This is a genomic window from Wolbachia endosymbiont (group A) of Longitarsus flavicornis (assembly GCF_963931955.1).
Taxonomy (GTDB): Bacteria; Pseudomonadota; Alphaproteobacteria; order Rickettsiales; family Anaplasmataceae; genus Wolbachia.
Window position 1 is genome coordinate 362836 of record NZ_OZ008337.1, and the last position, 18264, is coordinate 381099.

16 protein-coding genes and 3 pseudogenes are annotated in these 18264 nt (G+C 34.0%); 13 read left to right on the plus strand and 6 right to left on the minus strand.

What is annotated here, in order from left to right:
- Nucleotides 1-5: 5 nt before the first annotated feature.
- From bamA to AABM58_RS01800, 5 genes are all read left to right on the plus strand, one after another.
- Nucleotides 6-2342: an outer membrane protein assembly factor BamA gene (gene bamA, locus AABM58_RS01780; RefSeq protein WP_338406137.1), complete on the plus strand. Its 2337-nt coding sequence runs from the start codon at nucleotides 6-8 to the stop codon at nucleotides 2340-2342.
- Entirely contained in the window at nucleotides 2343-2894 is a 552-nt protein-coding gene (locus AABM58_RS01785) for an OmpH family outer membrane protein (protein WP_338406138.1), read from the plus strand.
- Between the two features lie 4 nt (nucleotides 2895-2898).
- The gene (gene fabZ / locus AABM58_RS01790) at nucleotides 2899-3330 is read left to right on the plus strand and encodes a 3-hydroxyacyl-ACP dehydratase FabZ (protein WP_006279640.1); all 432 of its coding nucleotides are present in this window, start codon (nucleotides 2899-2901) and stop codon (nucleotides 3328-3330) included.
- A gap of 45 nt (nucleotides 3331-3375) precedes the next feature.
- Nucleotides 3376-6228 (plus strand): FAD-dependent oxidoreductase, encoded by a 2853-nt coding sequence (locus AABM58_RS01795; protein WP_338406139.1) that lies wholly within the window; start codon nucleotides 3376-3378, stop codon nucleotides 6226-6228.
- Between the two features lie 85 nt (nucleotides 6229-6313).
- The gene (locus AABM58_RS01800) at nucleotides 6314-6703 is read left to right on the plus strand and encodes a hypothetical protein (protein WP_338406140.1); all 390 of its coding nucleotides are present in this window, start codon (nucleotides 6314-6316) and stop codon (nucleotides 6701-6703) included.
- A 188-nt stretch (nucleotides 6704-6891) separates the two neighbouring features.
- On the opposite strand, the gene AABM58_RS01805 is transcribed toward AABM58_RS01800, so the two are convergent.
- Nucleotides 6892-7284 carry a TraR/DksA family transcriptional regulator gene (locus tag AABM58_RS01805; RefSeq protein WP_213863234.1) on the minus strand — a complete coding sequence of 131 codons (393 nt, stop codon included), beginning with the start codon at nucleotides 7282-7284 and terminating at the stop codon, nucleotides 6892-6894.
- A gap of 106 nt (nucleotides 7285-7390) precedes the next feature.
- On the opposite strand from AABM58_RS01805, the gene AABM58_RS01810 reads away from it, so the two are divergent.
- From AABM58_RS01810 to trpS, 7 genes are all read left to right on the plus strand, one after another.
- Nucleotides 7391-8038, plus strand: a complete 648-nt coding sequence (locus tag AABM58_RS01810; protein WP_338406141.1) for a heme exporter protein CcmB — start codon at nucleotides 7391-7393, stop codon at nucleotides 8036-8038.
- Between the two features lie 93 nt (nucleotides 8039-8131).
- Nucleotides 8132-8323, plus strand: a complete 192-nt coding sequence (locus tag AABM58_RS01815) for a hypothetical protein (RefSeq protein WP_410529787.1) — start codon at nucleotides 8132-8134, stop codon at nucleotides 8321-8323.
- A complete protein-coding gene (locus tag AABM58_RS07845) occupies nucleotides 8283-8504 on the plus strand; it encodes a hypothetical protein (protein ID WP_410529770.1) in 222 nt (73 codons plus the stop codon). Before AABM58_RS01815 ends, AABM58_RS07845 begins: the two co-directional genes overlap by 41 nt.
- A 48-nt stretch (nucleotides 8505-8552) precedes the next feature.
- A complete protein-coding gene (gene rpsP / locus AABM58_RS01820; RefSeq protein WP_006279266.1) occupies nucleotides 8553-8873 on the plus strand; it encodes a 30S ribosomal protein S16 in 321 nt (106 codons plus the stop codon).
- A 10-nt stretch (nucleotides 8874-8883) separates the two neighbouring features.
- Nucleotides 8884-9861: a polyprenyl synthetase family protein gene (locus tag AABM58_RS01825; protein ID WP_338406142.1), complete on the plus strand. Its 978-nt coding sequence runs from the start codon at nucleotides 8884-8886 to the stop codon at nucleotides 9859-9861.
- A gap of 61 nt (nucleotides 9862-9922) precedes the next feature.
- Nucleotides 9923-10486, plus strand: a complete 564-nt coding sequence (locus AABM58_RS01830; protein ID WP_338406143.1) for a nucleotide exchange factor GrpE — start codon at nucleotides 9923-9925, stop codon at nucleotides 10484-10486.
- 106 nt (nucleotides 10487-10592) lie between these two features.
- Entirely contained in the window at nucleotides 10593-11633 is a 1041-nt protein-coding gene (gene trpS / locus AABM58_RS01835; RefSeq protein ID WP_338406144.1) for a tryptophan--tRNA ligase, read from the plus strand.
- 257 nt (nucleotides 11634-11890) lie between these two features.
- Here trpS and AABM58_RS01840 read toward each other — a convergent pair whose 3' ends face one another.
- Nucleotides 11891-13609: a monovalent cation:proton antiporter-2 (CPA2) family protein gene (locus AABM58_RS01840; RefSeq protein ID WP_265034876.1), complete on the minus strand. Its 1719-nt coding sequence runs from the start codon at nucleotides 13607-13609 to the stop codon at nucleotides 11891-11893.
- A gap of 5 nt (nucleotides 13610-13614) precedes the next feature.
- Entirely contained in the window at nucleotides 13615-14187 is a 573-nt protein-coding gene (locus tag AABM58_RS01845) for a thioredoxin family protein (RefSeq protein ID WP_265026539.1), read from the minus strand.
- Nucleotides 14188-14289: 102 nt separating this feature from the next.
- On the opposite strand from AABM58_RS01845, the gene tmk reads away from it, so the two are divergent.
- Nucleotides 14290-14892 carry a dTMP kinase gene (gene tmk, locus AABM58_RS01850; protein WP_338406145.1) on the plus strand — a complete coding sequence of 201 codons (603 nt, stop codon included), beginning with the start codon at nucleotides 14290-14292 and terminating at the stop codon, nucleotides 14890-14892.
- A gap of 134 nt (nucleotides 14893-15026) precedes the next feature.
- Here tmk and AABM58_RS07910 read toward each other — a convergent pair.
- The 3 pseudogenes from AABM58_RS07910 to AABM58_RS01875 form a co-directional block, all read right to left on the minus strand.
- A pseudogene (locus AABM58_RS07910) lies at nucleotides 15027-16162 on the minus strand (IS3 family transposase).
- Nucleotides 16163-16225: 63 nt separating this feature from the next.
- Nucleotides 16226-16860 (minus strand): annotated as a pseudogene (locus tag AABM58_RS01870) (transposase); the annotation flags it as partial.
- A 14-nt stretch (nucleotides 16861-16874) separates the two neighbouring features.
- Nucleotides 16875-18146: pseudogene (locus tag AABM58_RS01875) on the minus strand (IS4 family transposase).
- Between the last annotated feature and the right edge of the window lie 118 nt (nucleotides 18147-18264).

An 18264-nucleotide genomic window follows, 5' to 3' on the forward strand; every position in this document is an offset into this window, starting at 1 on the left:
TACATATGAAAAAGCTATTCCACATACTAATGATAATTTTTATCTCTTTTCCTACTCTACTTGTTGCTTTAGAAAATAAGGAAAAAACGCAGATAAAAGATATCAAATATATTGGTAATGAGCGTGTAAGCAATCAAACAATAGGTTTTTATATAAAATTGGAACCTGGTAATTATGTAAACGACGATGATATAGATTCGATTATAAAAGGTTTATATAAAACAAAGCTATTTGCTAGTGTTAATGCTTACATAGATGATAAAAAAAATTTAGTAATAAAAATTCAAGAAAATCCACTGATTAACAAGGTAGTGTTAAAAGGCAATAAGTTATTTAACAGCAAAGAGCTGCTAAATAATGTGATTCAATCAAAGTCGCTAACTATTTTAACTGAAACAAAATTGCAAAACGATTTAGTGAATTTAGTCACTACTTATAGAAATAACGGTAAGATTGGTGTTAAAATTGAATATGACCTGAATAAGCTTGATGGCAATAGGGTCAATCTAATTTTTAAAATAAAAGAAGGCAAAACCTCTAAAATTAAGGATATAAGATTTATAGGCAACAAAAACTTTTCTGAAAATGAGCTAGAGCAAGTTATCAAAAGACATAGTAATGACATATTTAGTAAATTATTTAGAGCCATTTTTAAAGGCGGAAATCATTATTCACCGCAATATCTATTGATTAACACAGAATTGCTTGATCATTTTTATTCATCTAAAGGATATATTCAAAATAATATTCAACCAATTGTTGAGGTTGATAATAACAATCAAACAGAGTTAACTTTTTTGATTGACGAAGGACAGCAGTATTTGTTTGGAAATAATGAGGTTAATATTGAAACTGAAATTCAGGATTTGAGCCTAAAAGAAGAAATATTGGATTTTATAACAGAGGAAAACGATAAGATATTTAATAGAGTTAAAATTAATAATACAGTAGAAAAAATAAACAAATATTTAAATGAAAAAGGATATATATTTGCAAAAGTTAATCCAGAGTATGCACAACGTGACAACGTTGTAGATGTAACCTACAGAGTGCTGCCGGGTAAAAAGATTTATATAAATCAAATTACAATTGATGGTAACGATCGCACTTTAGATAAAGTGATCAGAAGTAAGCTAAGTGTAGCAGAAGGTGATGCGTACAATATATCTGAGATTCAAAAATCACGTAAAAAACTAATGAGTAGTGATTTTTTTGAAACAGTGAAAGTAAATAGTTACGCAGTTAATGACGATGCAGTAAATCTTGACTTAAATGTTAAAGAAAAAAACACTACTTCGTTGTATTTGGGAGGAGGTGTGTCTCTTCCTGGTGGAGCATTGATTAAAATTGACCTCAAAGACCGTAATTTATTTGGTACTGGAAAAGAGCTCTCTTTTGCTCTCGAAAAAAGTCAATACGTATTTTCTACTGATTTAGAGTTTGTTGAAAATAATTTTAATGATTCTGATACGTCACTAGGTGTAGACGTATTTTACGAAAAACAAGATAAGCCAAACACTACTTTTGATAGTTGCGATATGGGATTTTTTACAAAGTTATCATATAAAGTCACAGAGAACTTAACTAATTCCCTTCGCTATTCTTATAAGTATAATCATATACACATGGATAATAAGGGTGGACAAGACACCGATATCTCTGAAATAATACTGGACCGAAAAGGTAAACATCAGATTTCATCAGTGGGATACACGTTGGCATATAATAAACTGGATAATCTATATGCTCCAAAAGAAGGGTATTTACTGCGCTTAAGTCAGGATATTTCAGGATTGGGAGGAAACGTGAATTTCCTAAAATCTGAATTCTTATCTTTTTATACGCACCCTATATTAAGCAAAATTGACGACGATATAACGCTACGCTTTAAGATGGCGGCAGGTCATATTTTTTCTTATACTGATGAAAATCTAAACATTGGCCAGCACTTTTTTAAAGGGGGTAATGAGATTAGAGGGTTTGACCTTTCCGGTATTGGACCAAGAGCAGAAGACAAAAATAAAAGCTCATTGGGAGGCAAAACTTATTTTAACCTAACACAGCAAGTGGATTTTCCTCTACCAAAACTATATGACTATGCTGGTATCAAAGGCTCACTATTTGTTGACTATGCGACACTTTTTGGCTTAGATGATAAAAATAAGAAGTATGAAGGGAAATACTATGATAGCAAGCTTATGAGAGTGTCACCAGGTTTTGGCTTTTCAATGCTTTCTCCTTTTGGTAGACTTAGATTGGATTTCGGGTTTCCTTTAGTAAAGGAATCTTATGATATAATACCATCACCAAATGTTAAATTTTCTATTGAAGCGGGGATTTGAATGAAATATATACAGTTATTTATATCAGTTATTGCCTTAATTATTTCCTTATTTGTGGGGTATAAGTTTGTAGGATATCAACCTCAGAACACAAAGGCTGCCATTATTGATAGTGACAAAGTCATCAATGAATCTCTTGCTCTGCAAAATATACAACAACAAATAAAGGAGCAGAATTCTAGATTACAACAAGAATTTGAAAATGAGTTAGAAAAACTTAAGCCATCAAAAGAAGAATTTGAACTTTTGTCAGAAGAAGCAAAAAAAGAAAAGACAGAACAGTTTAATAAGCATACTGTAAATACTAGAGATAATTACGCTAAAAAAATGTTACATTTAGAAGAAAGCTATAGAGAAGCAGTAGAGAGTGTCTTTAATAAAATAAAAGAAGTTGCTAAAAGAACGGCAGAAAAAAACAACATAGATTTGGTACTATTTATTTCAAAAAAGAACCAAGTTTTATACTCTATGGACGAAGTTGATTTATCAGATGTGGTACTAAAAAATGTAAACAAGGAAATACCTGAATTTGCTTTACAAAGCATTGAGTAGGATTATGCAATTTAATATCAGTGATATTATAAAAATATTACCACATTCTTATCCGTTTCTCTTAGTAGATAGGGTTATAGAATGCGACCCTGGCAAAAGTATAAAAGCAATCAAAAATGTGACTTTCAATGAGCCATTTTTTATTGGTCATTTCCCTGGTCATCCAATAATGCCCGGAGTCTTGATAATTGAATCTCTAGCTCAAGCATCTGCTATATGTGTTCTTGGTAAAGAAACAATAGAAAATAAAGTTGTTTACTTGAGATCCATTGAAAATGCAAAATTCAGAAAGCCAGTTACTCCAGGGGACACATTGATTCTTCAAGCTAACATTCAAAGTGTGTGTTTAGGTGTACACAAATTTAGGTGTATTGCATCTGTTAGTGAAGAAAAAGTTGCGGAAGCAACAATCTCAGCAGTACTGCAAAATAAATAAAATCTTCATCTGTAAGAAACAGCATGTACACTTTATAGTATAGCAATGAAGCTGAATTTCAAAATCTCATTTTCGAATCTATATACTCGCAATGGATTAATAAAATTAGATGAGACATTTTTGAATTATATTAAATCATGTGATGAGAGCTTGTTTTGTTCATTAATTGAAGCAAGAGAAAAAGCAGCTTCTTCTTCGATGTCATCCCAGTTTCACCCCCCGTCATCCCAGTGCTTGACAATGGGATCTAGAAAACAAGAAGGACGGTCAGCTGCTTGGATGACAGATAGCCAGCTCATTATAGACCTTTCGTACTTACTTGATGGATTTATTGCAAAACTTTTCAATATTGAAAAAGAAATAGAAGAGCTAAAGAAAAAGCACAACGACTTTGCTGTAATATATAAATGCAAAAGGTTATTTGTCCAACGCTATGCATTGAAGAAATACACTAATGTGGCGAATATAGATATTACTAACAAACTAAGTCATTTTTTCACTTTGCCAACAACAGAAAAAAATTTCGCTGAGCAGGTGATGCATTGGTTTGAAGATAAAGAAAATCACAAAGAGGAAATAGAACTTGCGGCACAATATGCAGCGTGGAGAGTGAAAAATAAACAGAGCATATTATTTAGCATACATAAAAAAATTGACCACGAAAACCTCATACCATTTTCTAAAAAAGAAGTGGACAAAGTTGAAGTGCTGTATTCAAATGAAGTAAAAAGACGATACGGTTTTGATCTAACAAGCAAAAAGGTGAGTTTGAATAAAGCACTAGATAATGCTCACTACTGCATATTTTGTCATAAGCAAAGTAAGGATAGCTGCTCAAAGGGGCTAATTAATGATGACAATACTTTCAAAAAGTCTCCACTTAGAGTTGAACTGCACGGCTGCCCACTAGAGCAGAAAATATCAGAAATGAATCTGGTGAAAAGCGAAGGGTACAGCATAGCAAGTCTTGCAATTGTGATGATAGATAACCCATTATGCGCGGCTACTGGACACAGAATATGCAATGACTGCATGAATTCGTGCATATATCAAAAACAAGAACCCGTAAATGTGCCAGCAATTGAAACAAGGATTCTGGATGATGTGCTCAGTTTACCGTACGGATTTGAAATATATTCTCTGCTCAGCCGTTGGAATCCTTTAAATTTTCAGCGTTCATTGCCAAGAGGAAACACTGGAAAAAACGTTCTAGTTGTAGGCCTTGGTCCTGCTGGTTTTAATTTAGCTCATCATTTGTTGAATGATGGGCATAACGTTATTGCCATTGATGGACTAAAAATTGAGCCTTTGATCGATAATTTCCAGCTAATTAAAGATTTCAAACACGAAAAATTGAGTGAACGCATGGCAGGAGGGTTTGGTGGGGTGGCAGAATATGGTATTACTTCTCGGTGGGATAAGAATTACTTAAAGATTATTAGATTACTGCTGGAAAGACGTGAGAATTTCGTACTTTATGGAGGCATTCGTTTTGGTGGCACGATTAATGCTGATGACGCGTTCAACTTGGGTTTTGATCACATCGCCCTAGCACTTGGCTCTGGTAAGCCACGAATGATCAAAATAAAAAACATACTAGCTCGTGGAGTACGCATGGCATCTGATTTTCTGATGTCGTTACAACTGACTGGCGCTCTTAAATTCGATTCTATAGCAAATCTGCAAGTTCGTATGCCGATAGTTGTCATAGGTGCGGGGCTTACTGCGATTGACACTGCCACTGAAGCTTTAGCGTATTATCCAATTCAAGTAGAAAAATTTCTTCTTCGTTATGAGATATTAGTTGATAAGTATGGAAAGGACTGTGTTGAAAAAGATTGGACAGAAGAAGAACGCGAAATTGCGAATGAGTTTATATCGCACGCACAATTGATCCGAGAAAAGCAAAAGTTAGCAAAAAAAGAGAGTAGAGAAATAAAAATATTAGAGTTGATGCAGAGCCTCGGGGGAGTGAAAGTTATATATAGAAAAGAGCTAAAAGATTCACCAAGTTATCGATTAAATAGCGAAGAGGTACAAAACGCATTATCAGAAGGGATTTACTTTATTGAAAACTTAGAGCCAGTTGAAGTTGTGACGGATAAATATAACCATGCTGAATCAATAAAACTAATAGACACAAAATCCGGCGAAATCAAACGTATAAAAGCACGTTCTATTTTTATAGCAGCAGGTACTGAGCCAAATACGGTTATTGCAACAGAAGATAAAAAGCATTTTAAATTAAGTAATGGGTATTTTACTCATTTGAATTCATCAGGAAAAGAAATAGATCCAATATTTTCTCCAAAAATGCAAAATAAAGATAGAATATTAGTGTATAAGCAAGGCAATAAAACAATCAGCTTTTTTGGTGATCTTCACCCTTCGTATAGCGGTAGCGTCGTGAAAGCTATGGCAAGTGCTAAGAACGGCTACCCTATTATTTCCCAGCTTTTGAATAGAGTTAATAGCTTCGTTTCTGTCATTCCGGTGTGTGATGTTGTGGGCCAGAAAAAAAATGCGTGGTCAAGTGTTGAAGACCTGGCTAACAAAGAATTCTTCAATAGAATCAAAGAGCAATTCACTGCAAAAGTCATAAAAGTTCAATATTTAACAGATAAAGTGATAGAAATAGTGATTAAAGCACCACTTGCGGCAAAGAATTTTAAGCCTGGGCAATTCTTTAGATTGCAAAATTTTGAAACCAATAGCAGAAAAACTAACCTTGCTATGGAAGGTATAGCTGTGACTGGCACTGAAGTAGACAAAAAAAAAGGAATTATTTCCACTATTGTGCTGGAAATCGGCGGCTCCACTAATTTATGCAGACACTTAAGAGAAGGCGAGCAAATAATTCTTATGGGCCCAACTGGCAGCCCTACTGAGGTTCATTAAATCTATTTTGTATTCATTATACCACAATGTATATTATTTATTAATAAATCTATACTACAATAATGATTTTTATTAAGGTAGTATTATGACATATCATTTAACATTTACATTTCCAAAGGAACAATATTCCATAGACAAGGGTAGTAATGAGTTTTCAGCAAAAGATCAAGAAGGCAACAGATTTATCATGACTGCAGATAATAAACAAAAAGGAAAAATTTCTTTTTGTAAAGATGATAACAGTGAGTGTAAGTTTACACAACACTATGCAGTTAAAGATCCAAAAATATGTAATAAACTTTCTGATATTGATGGTGTTGACTATATAAGCGTTATTATGGAAGATTATGGTGAAAAATATTTCCACAACAGGATATTAAGTGGACTCAATAAGTGTAATATTGATTACACAGTTGTGGATGACGGTAAAACACAAGAAGATGTCAATGTGCTGTCAGAGGATTTTATAATCTAATTTTCATTATACAGCTACTCAAGAGCTTTCTTGGTTTCAGTGTCCGCTACTCGAATGCCGTCTGACCTTACCCAGAAAAAGTAGAGAGAAAGTTAAGACGTTTTTGTCATGAGAATAAATTGTGCAGGAATGCAATAGTTAATAGTAGAATGTCTACGTTGTTTGTTATAAAAGATTTGGTCAGTAAATTAATCGTCAATGTTGTACACGTTCTTTTCTTTTTCTACTCTCTCTTGCTCTTCAATACAATATATAGCAAGCGGATTAGCTTTAAGTCTTTCGACTCCTATTTCTTCTCCTGTTCCATCGCAGTAACCATAAGTGCCTAATTTTATTTTTTCTAACGCCTCCTTAATTTTTTCTTTTCTATCTTTTCGACGCTTGATTAATTCCTCGTTTCCACTATCTCCATCAGAATAGTATGTATCAATACTATTCTCTTCTAGTTCTTGTTTCTCCAGCTCAGCAAGTATTGACTGTAACTTTAAGCTGAAGTATTCCAGTTGTTTTACGCTCATATATTCTTCATCTTCTGAAGGAGTGTAATCTTCTGGTGACTTTATTTTTGGTAACTTTTCCATAATTGCATTATCAAAAAAATAATAAAACCTATATAACTTATGAACAAAAAATTATACTACCTCAAAGTAAACACTATAATTTATAATAAACATTTAAAAGCCTAGTATGATTGGCTCAGTAAAAAAATTAGTAATAGATAATAAGAACCTTACCTATGTAGTATGTATTTTTATCATAATGTTAAGTTTATCTTCATTTACACTTGAAAACAACAATAAACAAGAAGTTATGTTAACATTAACATGGATATGTGCTACATTTGTTTTGCAGATCTCTACAAATAATTTGTTTACATCTGATTATCATGATGGAATATTAGAGCAAATCTTTGTACAGCCACTCTCTTCTAGGCTTATAGTTGCTTATAAAATTTTCGCTCACTGGTTATTATTTGGGTTACCGATTTCAGTAATTTCTTCCATATTCAGCCTTGCAGTTCTAGGCAATAGTGTTGAACACTCAATAGCAGTTGGAGTGTCTTTATTATTTAATACGCTGATAATCATTAATATTTCAGCTACTGGAAATGCATTGATGATTGGTCGAAACAACTTAGCATCAGGAGTATCGCAAATTCTTGTTTTGCCAATGATAATGCCAACCTTTGTGTATTTTAAAATGCTAGCTCAATTTGAAAATTTATCCTTGAATATTTATACACTACTAATCACCATCTTAATTTTTGTCATTTTGATTGTTAACAGTACCATAACTACTCACATGGCATTAAAATTTGCTGTGGAGCAGGATTGAAAAATCTTACTGTTATTCAGTAGACTTCTTAGAACCTGTACATAATCTCAAGAAAGGAATAAACTAAGAGATAATGTATATAAATTAGGATATATGAGGAGTTTATACCCAGGTGACATAAGTCGGGAAAGATTTGAAATTATATTACCAGATCTAGAGTCCTGTAGAAAAAAAACAGAACCAAGAAAACTTGATTTGTATGATGTATTTTGTGGAGTGTCTGAAAAGAGATTGTCAGTGGAGAATGCTACCAAAAGAGTTTCCAAAATGGTGCAATTGTTATGATTATTTTAAAAAATGGAGTGAAAAACCAAACGGAAGTAAAAAAAGTGTTTTGGAGCGTGTGTTAAAAAAAATAGTTGGCATTTCAAAAATGAATGTTCGTACAGCTGTGCGCCCAGCGCTGCCCTACATTATTGGTAATTATATTATAAGGTGCAAAAGTTGTATAATTCATTTGACTTAAAACGGCTCATTGTATAAAATTGTGGCTAATATATGAATAAAGGTTAACATGGCAGTTAAAATAAGGTTGGCAAGGTTTGGCGCAAAGAAACGCCCTTTTTATAGGATAGTTGTAGCTGATTCACGAGCACCAAGAGATGGGCGTTTTATTGAGAAAATAGGACAATATGATCCAATGTTACCAAAAGACAATAAAAATCGTGTTGTGGTGAAAGCTGATAGATTAAAACATTGGCTAAGTGTAGGCGCGCAGGCAACTGAAAGAGTACTGTGGTTTATCAAAAAAGGCATAGTAACTTTAGAAACAGAACCAAAGAAAACAGAAAAGAAGAAAGTAGAGAACGAGAAAGCACAAGGGCAAGAGGCATAAGTCTCTTAAAATGCTAATAACAAACAGCGATAAATTAGACGATATTGTATCTTCTGATTTGTCAGCTATGAATGACTTTGTCTTCAAAAATGTCAATGATGAAGATGCTAAGCTTGCTACTGATATTATATCTCATCTTGTTAGGTCAGGTGGAAAAAAAATAAGGCCTAAACTAGTTTTTATTATATGTAAAATGCTAAACTATTCTGGGGAGAATAGGATCAATGTTGCTGCATCGGTAGAGTTTATACACAATGCTACTTTACTTCATGATGATGTGCTCGATGAAAGTGAGGCACGCCATGGAGTTAAAACAGCGAATAAGATTTGGGGGAATAAATCAAGCATTTTAGTTGGTGATCTATTGTTGACACTAGCATTTAGATGGCTTATAGAGTGTGGAAATTTAAATATTCTCTCTATTTTATCTAAAGCATCGTATTTACTTGTGAAGGGTGAAATAAAGCAGATGACAACACGTTTTGACCCCCACACAATCAGGGAAAATTATTTTGATATCATTGGAGAAAAGACAGCGTCTTTATTTTCTGCATGCTGTGAAGCTGCATCTACAGTATCTGGTGCAACAGATGACGAAACAGAGAGGCTAAAGAATTTTGGTTTTAATTTTGGTATGGCATTTCAAATAGTTGATGATATGCTCGATTATACTGCTAGTCAAGGCACTTCTGGAAAGCAAATCGGAAAAGACTTTTTCGAAGGTAAAGTCACCTTACCTGCTATTATAGCATACGAAAAGGGCAGTCCAGCAGAGCAAAAATTCTGGGAAAAATGCTTTTCTTCAGCTAGACACAATTTTGACCAAGCATTACACTATATTAATCACCATAATGCCATTCAGCTTTCTATGGAAAAAGCTAGACACTACATTAATATGGCGCAAAATGATATTAGTACTTTTTCTGATTCTTTTTATAAAACTACTTTAATTGACTTTTTAAATGCGAGCATAGAAAGACGAATGTAGCTGGCGCTTGATATTTTCGAATTAATTGCTATATATTTATTAGATTCTTAAGGGTAATAATATGTCAGATAGTAGTAAAGAGAAAAAGAAGAAGTTTGTCGATATGGTAAGTAAGCAGAAAGGTAACGATCAACAAGATGATGCTCATAAACAAAATGATGATTTAAGTGAAGGCCTTAATGCATTAAGAGAACGTGCAGCTCAACTTGAAGATCATTTACGCCGTGTTGCTGCAGATAATGAAAACGTCAAACGTATAATGCAAAAGCAAATTAGCGATGCAAGTGACTATGCAGTCACAAAATTTGCACGTGATATGATTGACTCGTGTGACAATTTAAAAAAAGTAATGGAAATTTTGAAAGACGGTGATCCTGTTCATGAGGGGATTAAAGTAGCTTATCAAAAAATTATAAATGATCTAAAAAAACATGGAATAGAGGAAGTAGATCCACTTGGTGAGCTTTTTGATAGTAATTTACACCAAGCTGTTGTGGAAAGAGAGGACGATAAAAAAGAGCCTGGCACTATTATAGAGGTACTACAAACTGGTTATACTATCAAAAATAGGTTGCTCCGCCCTGCAATGGTTATTCTTTCTAAGAAATCTGATGGAAATGCGTAAACGTCAGAGGTTAGATTTTTTACATAACCATTGTTTAAGCAAAAAACCAACAGCCAACTTTGGTGTCATTCCAGTGCGTGACGCTGGAATCCAGAAAAAAAGAAATATGGATCCCAGTGTCAAGCACTGGGATGACAGGAAACTATATAATGAGTCTGTTGTCTTTTCAGGTATCCAGCCAAGTGGCGTACTACATTTAGGTAATTATCTTGGTGCAATCAAACAGTGGATAGACTTACAGGATAAATACAAATCTCTTTTTTGTATTGTCGACCTACATGCAATCACAGCAAATAAGCTTCCCGCAAGTGAATTAAAAAGTAATATTTTCAAAACAGCAGCAGCTTATATTGCATGTGGAATAGATCCAGAAAAGTCCATTATTTTTAATCAGTCCACAGTTAGTGGTCATGCAGAACTGGGCTGGCTGCTTGGGTGCTATACACCAATTGGTTGGCTTAATCGTATGACTCAGTTTAAAGATAAAGCTGGTAGCGATAAACAAAAAGCCTCTCTTGGATTATATAGTTATCCAGTACTTATGGCTGCAGATATATTGTTGTATCAAACTAAATACGTTCCTGTTGGTGATGATCAAAAACAGCATTTGGAGCTTGCACGTGATATTGCATCAGCTTTTAACAATCATTATAAACTGGATTATTTCATCGTACCTGAAATCTTAACTTTGGATTGCACATCAAGGATAATGAGCTTAAGAGATGGCACAAGCAAGATGAGTAAATCTGACCCTTCAGAATATTCGTGCATTAACCTTGATGATACAGATGATTTAATTGTTAAAAAAATAGAAAAAGCAAAAACAGATTCAATTCTAGGCTTTGCTACTTTAGAGTGCCGACCAGAAATAAGCAATTTGATAAACATTTATTCAGTGCTTAGTAATGTAAATGTGGAAAAAGTATGTGAAGAAGTGAACAAACATGACATGAAGCACTTCAAAAAAGAGTTAGCTGATTTAATTATCAGTGTTATATCACCCATACGTGAGAAAATGAATGATCTTTTAAAAGACCAATTCCATTTACATGAAATATTAAAAAAAGGTACAAAGAAAGCAACAGAAATTGCAACCCATAATATAAAAGAAATCAAGGAGATTATTGGATTTGCTCAATATCTGTAAGGTCCAAAAGTGTAGGTATAAATAAATCAGGAAATTTTGTTCACTTTTTTTGTCATCTGAGTAGCTGACACTGGTTCTTTTATGACGGCAGTGCCCAGACTACTTGGATCCAGGAAAAAGAATGGTGTCATCCCAGTGTCGGAGCACTGGGATGACACCATTTATTGTAAGCTCACATTTACTCTATGATTATCTTTTTAGATCACCTTGTTTACCTATTTTGCCACTCTGCTGAACGGATACAATTAGAAAAGTAGTCATTCATCTTTATCACTACCAAGGTCTTTTAACATACTATAATTACCTTTTCTGAATCTACTTTTTAAAGACGTAACTCCACTTTCGCTAATACCACTGAGGCTCAGTGCAGCTCCACCTAGCTGCAATCCTATCTCAGATGTTTCAGGAATAATTTTACTAGCTCCTAGATCTCTATAAACCTCCACATTACTCAGATCTGGTAAGCGTATTACAATATTTACATGCGGAAAATTTGCAGCAACTAAAGAAACAACTTTTTTTATAGTAACTTCATTCTTTATTGAAACCACGAGAGCTTGAGCTCTTTCTATTCCTACCGATTTTAAAATTTCACATCTTGTAACATCTCCAAGATATATAGGAAAACTATCACTTTTTCCTTCTTTGACTATTTTCGATTGAATATCTACAACAACGTAACTTAAATGCTCTGCCGTAAGCATTTTTGTTACCATATATCCCACTCTACCAAATCCAGCAACTATCACATGATTATAAAGATCTTGTGTATCTGTTTCAACAGCTTCATCATCTAATATTGTTTTCTCAGTGCTAAATGAGTTTGCTATCCAATCTCCAAGCCCCGATAAAAGAGGAGTGAAAGCCATGGTTACTGTAGTTACCATCATAAGTACTTGAGCGATTTCACTTGGTAGCACATTTAGTTCATTTGCTAAGCGAAATAAAATAAACGCAAATTCACCGCCTTGTGAAAGTAGTAACCCAGCTTGTATAGCAGGTGCACTCTTAAACCCAAAAAATCTACACAATATATATATGATAGATGTTTTTAAAACGATAAGGATAATCGATAATAAAGTAATTAGTGGTAACTTATTGAGTAAAAGTTCGGTATTGATGGACATACCAACAGTCATGAAAAATAAGCCAAGAAACAAATCTTTAAATGGTAATACTGCGTGCTCCACTGAGTGTCTATATTCTGTTTCTGCAACTAACAATCCAGCGACAAATGCACCTAATGCCAACGATAAATGAAATTGCTCAGTAATAAATGCTGCTCCTAATACTATTAAAAGCGTTGTTGATATAAAGATCTCATTACTTTCCATTTTAGCAATAACCGAAAATAAAGGTCTAAGCAATAATCTACCAGTTATAAATATCAGCACTAATGCAATAGCTGCTTGCACTAATGAGCCTGCCAATGAGCTTATCAGGCTGTGCTCAGAATTGCCAGCAAGTAAAGGTACCAATACTATTAATGGTACCACTGCAAAATCTTGCATTAATAGCACTGCTATCGACAACCTACCAACCTGACTTGCTTGAGAACCTTTTTCTTGCAGAACCTGCAACACTATTGCTGTTGAGGATAGCGCAAGCCCACCACCAATAACTGTTGCTATATTCGTATTCACTCCGAAAGCAAGAGCGATGCACCATATTGCTACCATGGTAACTATAACTTGAAGAGAACCGAACCCAAATACATGAATACGCATAGCGATCAGGCGTTCAAATGTCAATTCAAGGCCTATAATGAATAATAGAAAAACTACACCAAATTCTGCAAGATTATCCATTGCTTCAGCTGAGTGTATCAGATTAAATCCATGAGAACCAATAACTGCACCTGCAACGAAGTAACCGAGCACTGGACTAATATTCATTTTCCAAAACGCTATGACTATAAACACAGCAGCAGAAAGTAAAATTATAATATCAAACAAATGCTGAGAGCCACTGTGCATGATATTTAACCTGTAGAATTAGACCATTTAATTGAGCAGCCAATACTTGATTTTTGGTCAATTGGAGAATTACCAGTTTCTGCAATAAATTTCATAGCTTGAGATAAGTCACTACTTCCTACTTCATAGCTTTGAACCTTTTCTTTTTTTGTGTCGTTAAAACGTCCACGATAGCAAAGGTTTAAATTGGAATTAAAGCCGAAAAAGTCAGGAGTGCAAACAGCCCCGTATTCTTTAGCTATTTTCTGTGTACTATCAATTAAATATGGAAATGTAAACTTATTTTCCTTGGCAAAATTAATCATATTTTCAAAGGAATCTTCTGGATATTCATTTACATCATTTGGCATTATTGCAATGGTGTTTACCTGATAATCTTTTTTCAATTGATCAACATCGCTTACCAGATTGCTAATAATTGACTGAACGTAAGGACAGTGATTGCATATAAACATTACAATAAGACCATTTTTTCCACAACAGTCACTTAATGTATAGTATTTATTGTCTACTCCCAAAAGATTAAAATCTTTTGCAGTAAAACTAAAATCGACTTTAGGAGTATTCAGAGCAACCATAGACTATCATTATACCATATGTAATTTACGGTCTTATTATTTAAATGTCAAACGGTTTCTATGTATACTGTTTGCATATTCTTTTTTAGTATTATAAAACTTATGTTCATAACTTTCGAAGGAATAGACGGTTCTGGTAAAACAACACAATCTAAGCTACTTGCAAATCATTTTAAGCAAATTCGCGGTGAAAATAGCGTAGTATTGACTCGGGAACCAGGCGGCACTGATTTTGCAGAAAAGATAAGAGGAGTGTTGTTAACAAATAATATTGATCCTATTTCTGAACTCTTGCTGCTTATCTCGATGAGGCACGAACATATGAAAAAATTAATATTACCAGCTCTTGCAGAAGGAAAAATAGTGATTTGTGATCGGTTTATTGATTCAACTATTGCATACCAAGGATATGGGTTTGGAGTTGACTTAGGGCTAATAAGGGACTTACATAAGCTAGTGGAAATTAAATATCCAGATATTACATTCATTCTAGATATTGATGTTAAAGTTGGGTTAAGTAGAGCAAAAGACAAGAATAAATATGAAGAAATGAATGTTAATTTTTACAATAAGGTCAGAAAAGGATTTCAGAAAATAGCCATAAAAGAGCCCGTTAGGTGCAATGTTATCACTGAAATTGAAACAAAAAATGACAATCAAGTACATAATGAAATTCTTGATAAAGTCACTATTGCAAAGACTTAGTATCTATTCAGCGGAATGGCAAAATAAGGTAGACGAGAAAAGACAACTATAGGAACAAATGGGTGTCATCCGAGTAGCTGACACTGGGATCTGACCTTACCCAGAAAAAGTGGAGAAAAAGTTTGGAATGTTTTTTACAAAAAGAATGATGCATCAAATTGTTCTGGAATGCAATAGTTAATAGTGGAGTGTCTACGTTGTTTGTTATAAAAAATTTCTATGTATTCAAATATTGCAGTTCTAGTTTGTTGAGCAGAGTGTTGTGAAGTATCAATAAGTATTTCTCTTTTCAATGAGCTAAAGAAGCTTTCTGCAACAGAATTGTCGTAACAACAGCCTTTATTACTCATGCTAGGTACTATATTCTTTACAGCTAAGAGATATTGATACCCTTGCGCAGTATATTGTGAACCTTGGTCACTGTGCAGCAGTAGATTTTTAACAGGTTTACGCCTATTAATGGCCATTAATAAAGAGTTCATAACCAATTGTTTATTTATTGCACTACTCATTGACCAACCAACTACCATACGTGAGAATTATTGCTGCCAAATATAGCCATCCCTCCTTGGTTTTGATGTAAGTAATCCCATACTTTATTTGGTTGATCAACAATAAAGTTTTGATCTAGTATATTGGGAGCTACAGCTCTATTATCTGTTTGTTGTTTTTTAATTTTAAACTTTCTTCTCAGTATAGCCCTGATGTCATTTTTCTGCATAATACTTTGCACCGTTTTCAAATTGCAACTTTTACCCAAAGCCTTCAATTCAGCACGAATTTTAGGAGCTCCATATCTACATTTAGAAACTTGATATATTTTTTGAATAGCTGCGAGTAGCTCTTTATTTGCTGATTCTCTACTGCTTATTTTTCTTGTGGTCCACTTATAGTAGCCACTAGCAGAAAACCCTACATAATTCCTGCACTTTATAGTGTTTACTATGCTCTTTTATGAAAAAATATTTTACTCTTTTTGACTGGCAAAATATCCCAGGGCTTTTTTTAAAATGTCTCTTTCCCTTGTTACTCTTGCTAACTCTCTTTGTAAATCAAACCTCTCTTTGTCGTAAGGAGCCATGTTACCTCTACCTGGAAATGCATCTGCTGCCGACTTTTTTTCGTTGTGTTTCTTTATCCATTTTCCTAATAAACCACCCTTTATTCCTAAATCCTTTGCTATTTTTGTAATTGTTTGACCTGCCTTTCTTTGTTCATTTGCCAGTTTAACAGCTTCCAATTTGAATTCTGCTGTATATTCTCTTACCATTTCTAATCCTCCAAAATTTTATTTTACCCAAAAAAACTCTTTTCTTTCTCTCCACTTTTTCTCCTATGATTGTTGTCCAATAAAAAATTCAAATTTTGTGAAATCTTTAAAAACCCAGTCATTTTTAAGGGTATAGAAAATAGTTGTAAGAAATTTCCTGGCAGTAGCAATAATAGCCTTAGCAGAACCACGCTTTTTTTTTACATGCTCGTAAAAGCTGTTCAGATAAGCGTATAGCAACCCAAGTACACTGCACTAAAGAAGTACGAGCTATTTTTGATCCACGTTTGGTAATTCTTCCGATCGTGCACTGTTGATTAGATTGAGAAACTCGTGGCACAATTCCAAAATATGCAGTAAGTTTCTCAGGCCTATGAAAATCATTAATGTCTCCAATTGTTGCAATAAAAACAGCTGCAGAAATTGGGCCAATTCCTTTTATGCTGATAAGGTTCAGGAAGCTGTTTGGCAAAAGCTATAATTTCCTTCTCAAGTTTTTTAAGACTTTCCCGAATAGCTTCCAAATGATAGCTCATTACTTCAATTTCAACCTTTTCTAAAGGATCCCAAGTATACTTTCCAATAGCACCCACCTTAGTTGTAAGTGCTTCCTTTTTAATTTTTATCCCATGGTAATTAAAAAGACCATGCATTTTATTGATTAAAGATACCCGTAACTGGTCTCTCAATGGCGTCAACTTAAGAGCCTCCATTAGCAAACTCTCCTAAAGACATGATGGCGTTTGGGCTTATCTACCTTATCGCGGCTGTCCTGGTCGGATTTTAACTTTAGCGCGTATACTTGCTCTATCAAAAAGGGCTTGAAAGTTTTTTGGCGAACAATTTCCAATAAGTACCTGATAGAGTTTCTGCCTCATTACACCAAATAAAACTGAAAAATTTAAACGATACTCAGCAATTTGATCTGGATTCCAAGGCCCTTGTGCATCACACATATGAAGCGACAATATATTACACATGACTAAGTTTGCCCAAAATTCTTGTAATACAGCCTCTAAATTTACGCCAGAAAAATTCTCTAATTCTGCACCTATTTTGAGTCGTTTATAGCACTCCTCTATATGCCACCTTAACACATAAGCTTTGCTGATATCTTCCAAAGTAAATTTTACTCGGTCAAAAAGTGAAGTAATCAATACCTCTGTTTCTCCGTTGGCTAATGTCAGCACTATAACTCTTACTTTCTGTCCTTTCATTTTATTTTTTAGCTTTTCATTTTCTAATATAAAATCGAAATCTAATTCTCCAGATGCAATTCGTTCCCATAGCTTGCTATAATTTCTTTTTTGCAAGCGAAAAATAAAATCTACTTCCAAATCATAATGCTGCTGAATGAATTTTACTGAAGGATAACCACGATCATAGATAAATAATAATTTCTTTTGATTTAATGAACGCATTTGAGTGATAACTTCGGGTAATTGCTCTTCCGCCAACGTTTGTTCACCTATATTCCAAGCCGCAAGACGAGCACTACAAATCAGCGAAGTACACAAATCAACAAACAAATTGCCAATGGTGGCATTGTGCCTGTTGTTCCATTTGGTTTAAAGCGGCCAAACTCGGATACAATTTCCTCAGAGCTGGGTAATCTCATACCAGAACCATCTGCTGCAATAAGTCTATAGCCTCTCCAAGTTCCATACTCAGGTTCATCCTGATAGGCTGTTTGGATGCTTAGCTCTAATAATTCTTGAAAGCCTGTATGGCAAATCTTATACCTTGCTTTAGAAAAAGCTTGCTTTGAGGGTGGAGTTTTACATGTCAATGGCTCCATAAGTTCACATTCTATTCCCAAACTTTTTTTAACTAACTTTAAAATCATAGAAAATACTGTCGAAAAAGGAAGTTTTCTTGTTCGTGTAAAACTGTTTTTTCCAACACAATGGATTCTCTGAAAAGCTTTCGAGTATATTATATTTTTAATTTGTAGAATAAAATTTTTCCTTTTTGCATGTTTCACCTAAAAAGGACACATTTTAAACTTCTTTGTTGAAATAAAATAGAAACAAAAGTGCTGTTTCCTGCGGCTTCTGGATAATTTAATGGTAAAAGTTTTAGAGAGAAATTTTATACACTAT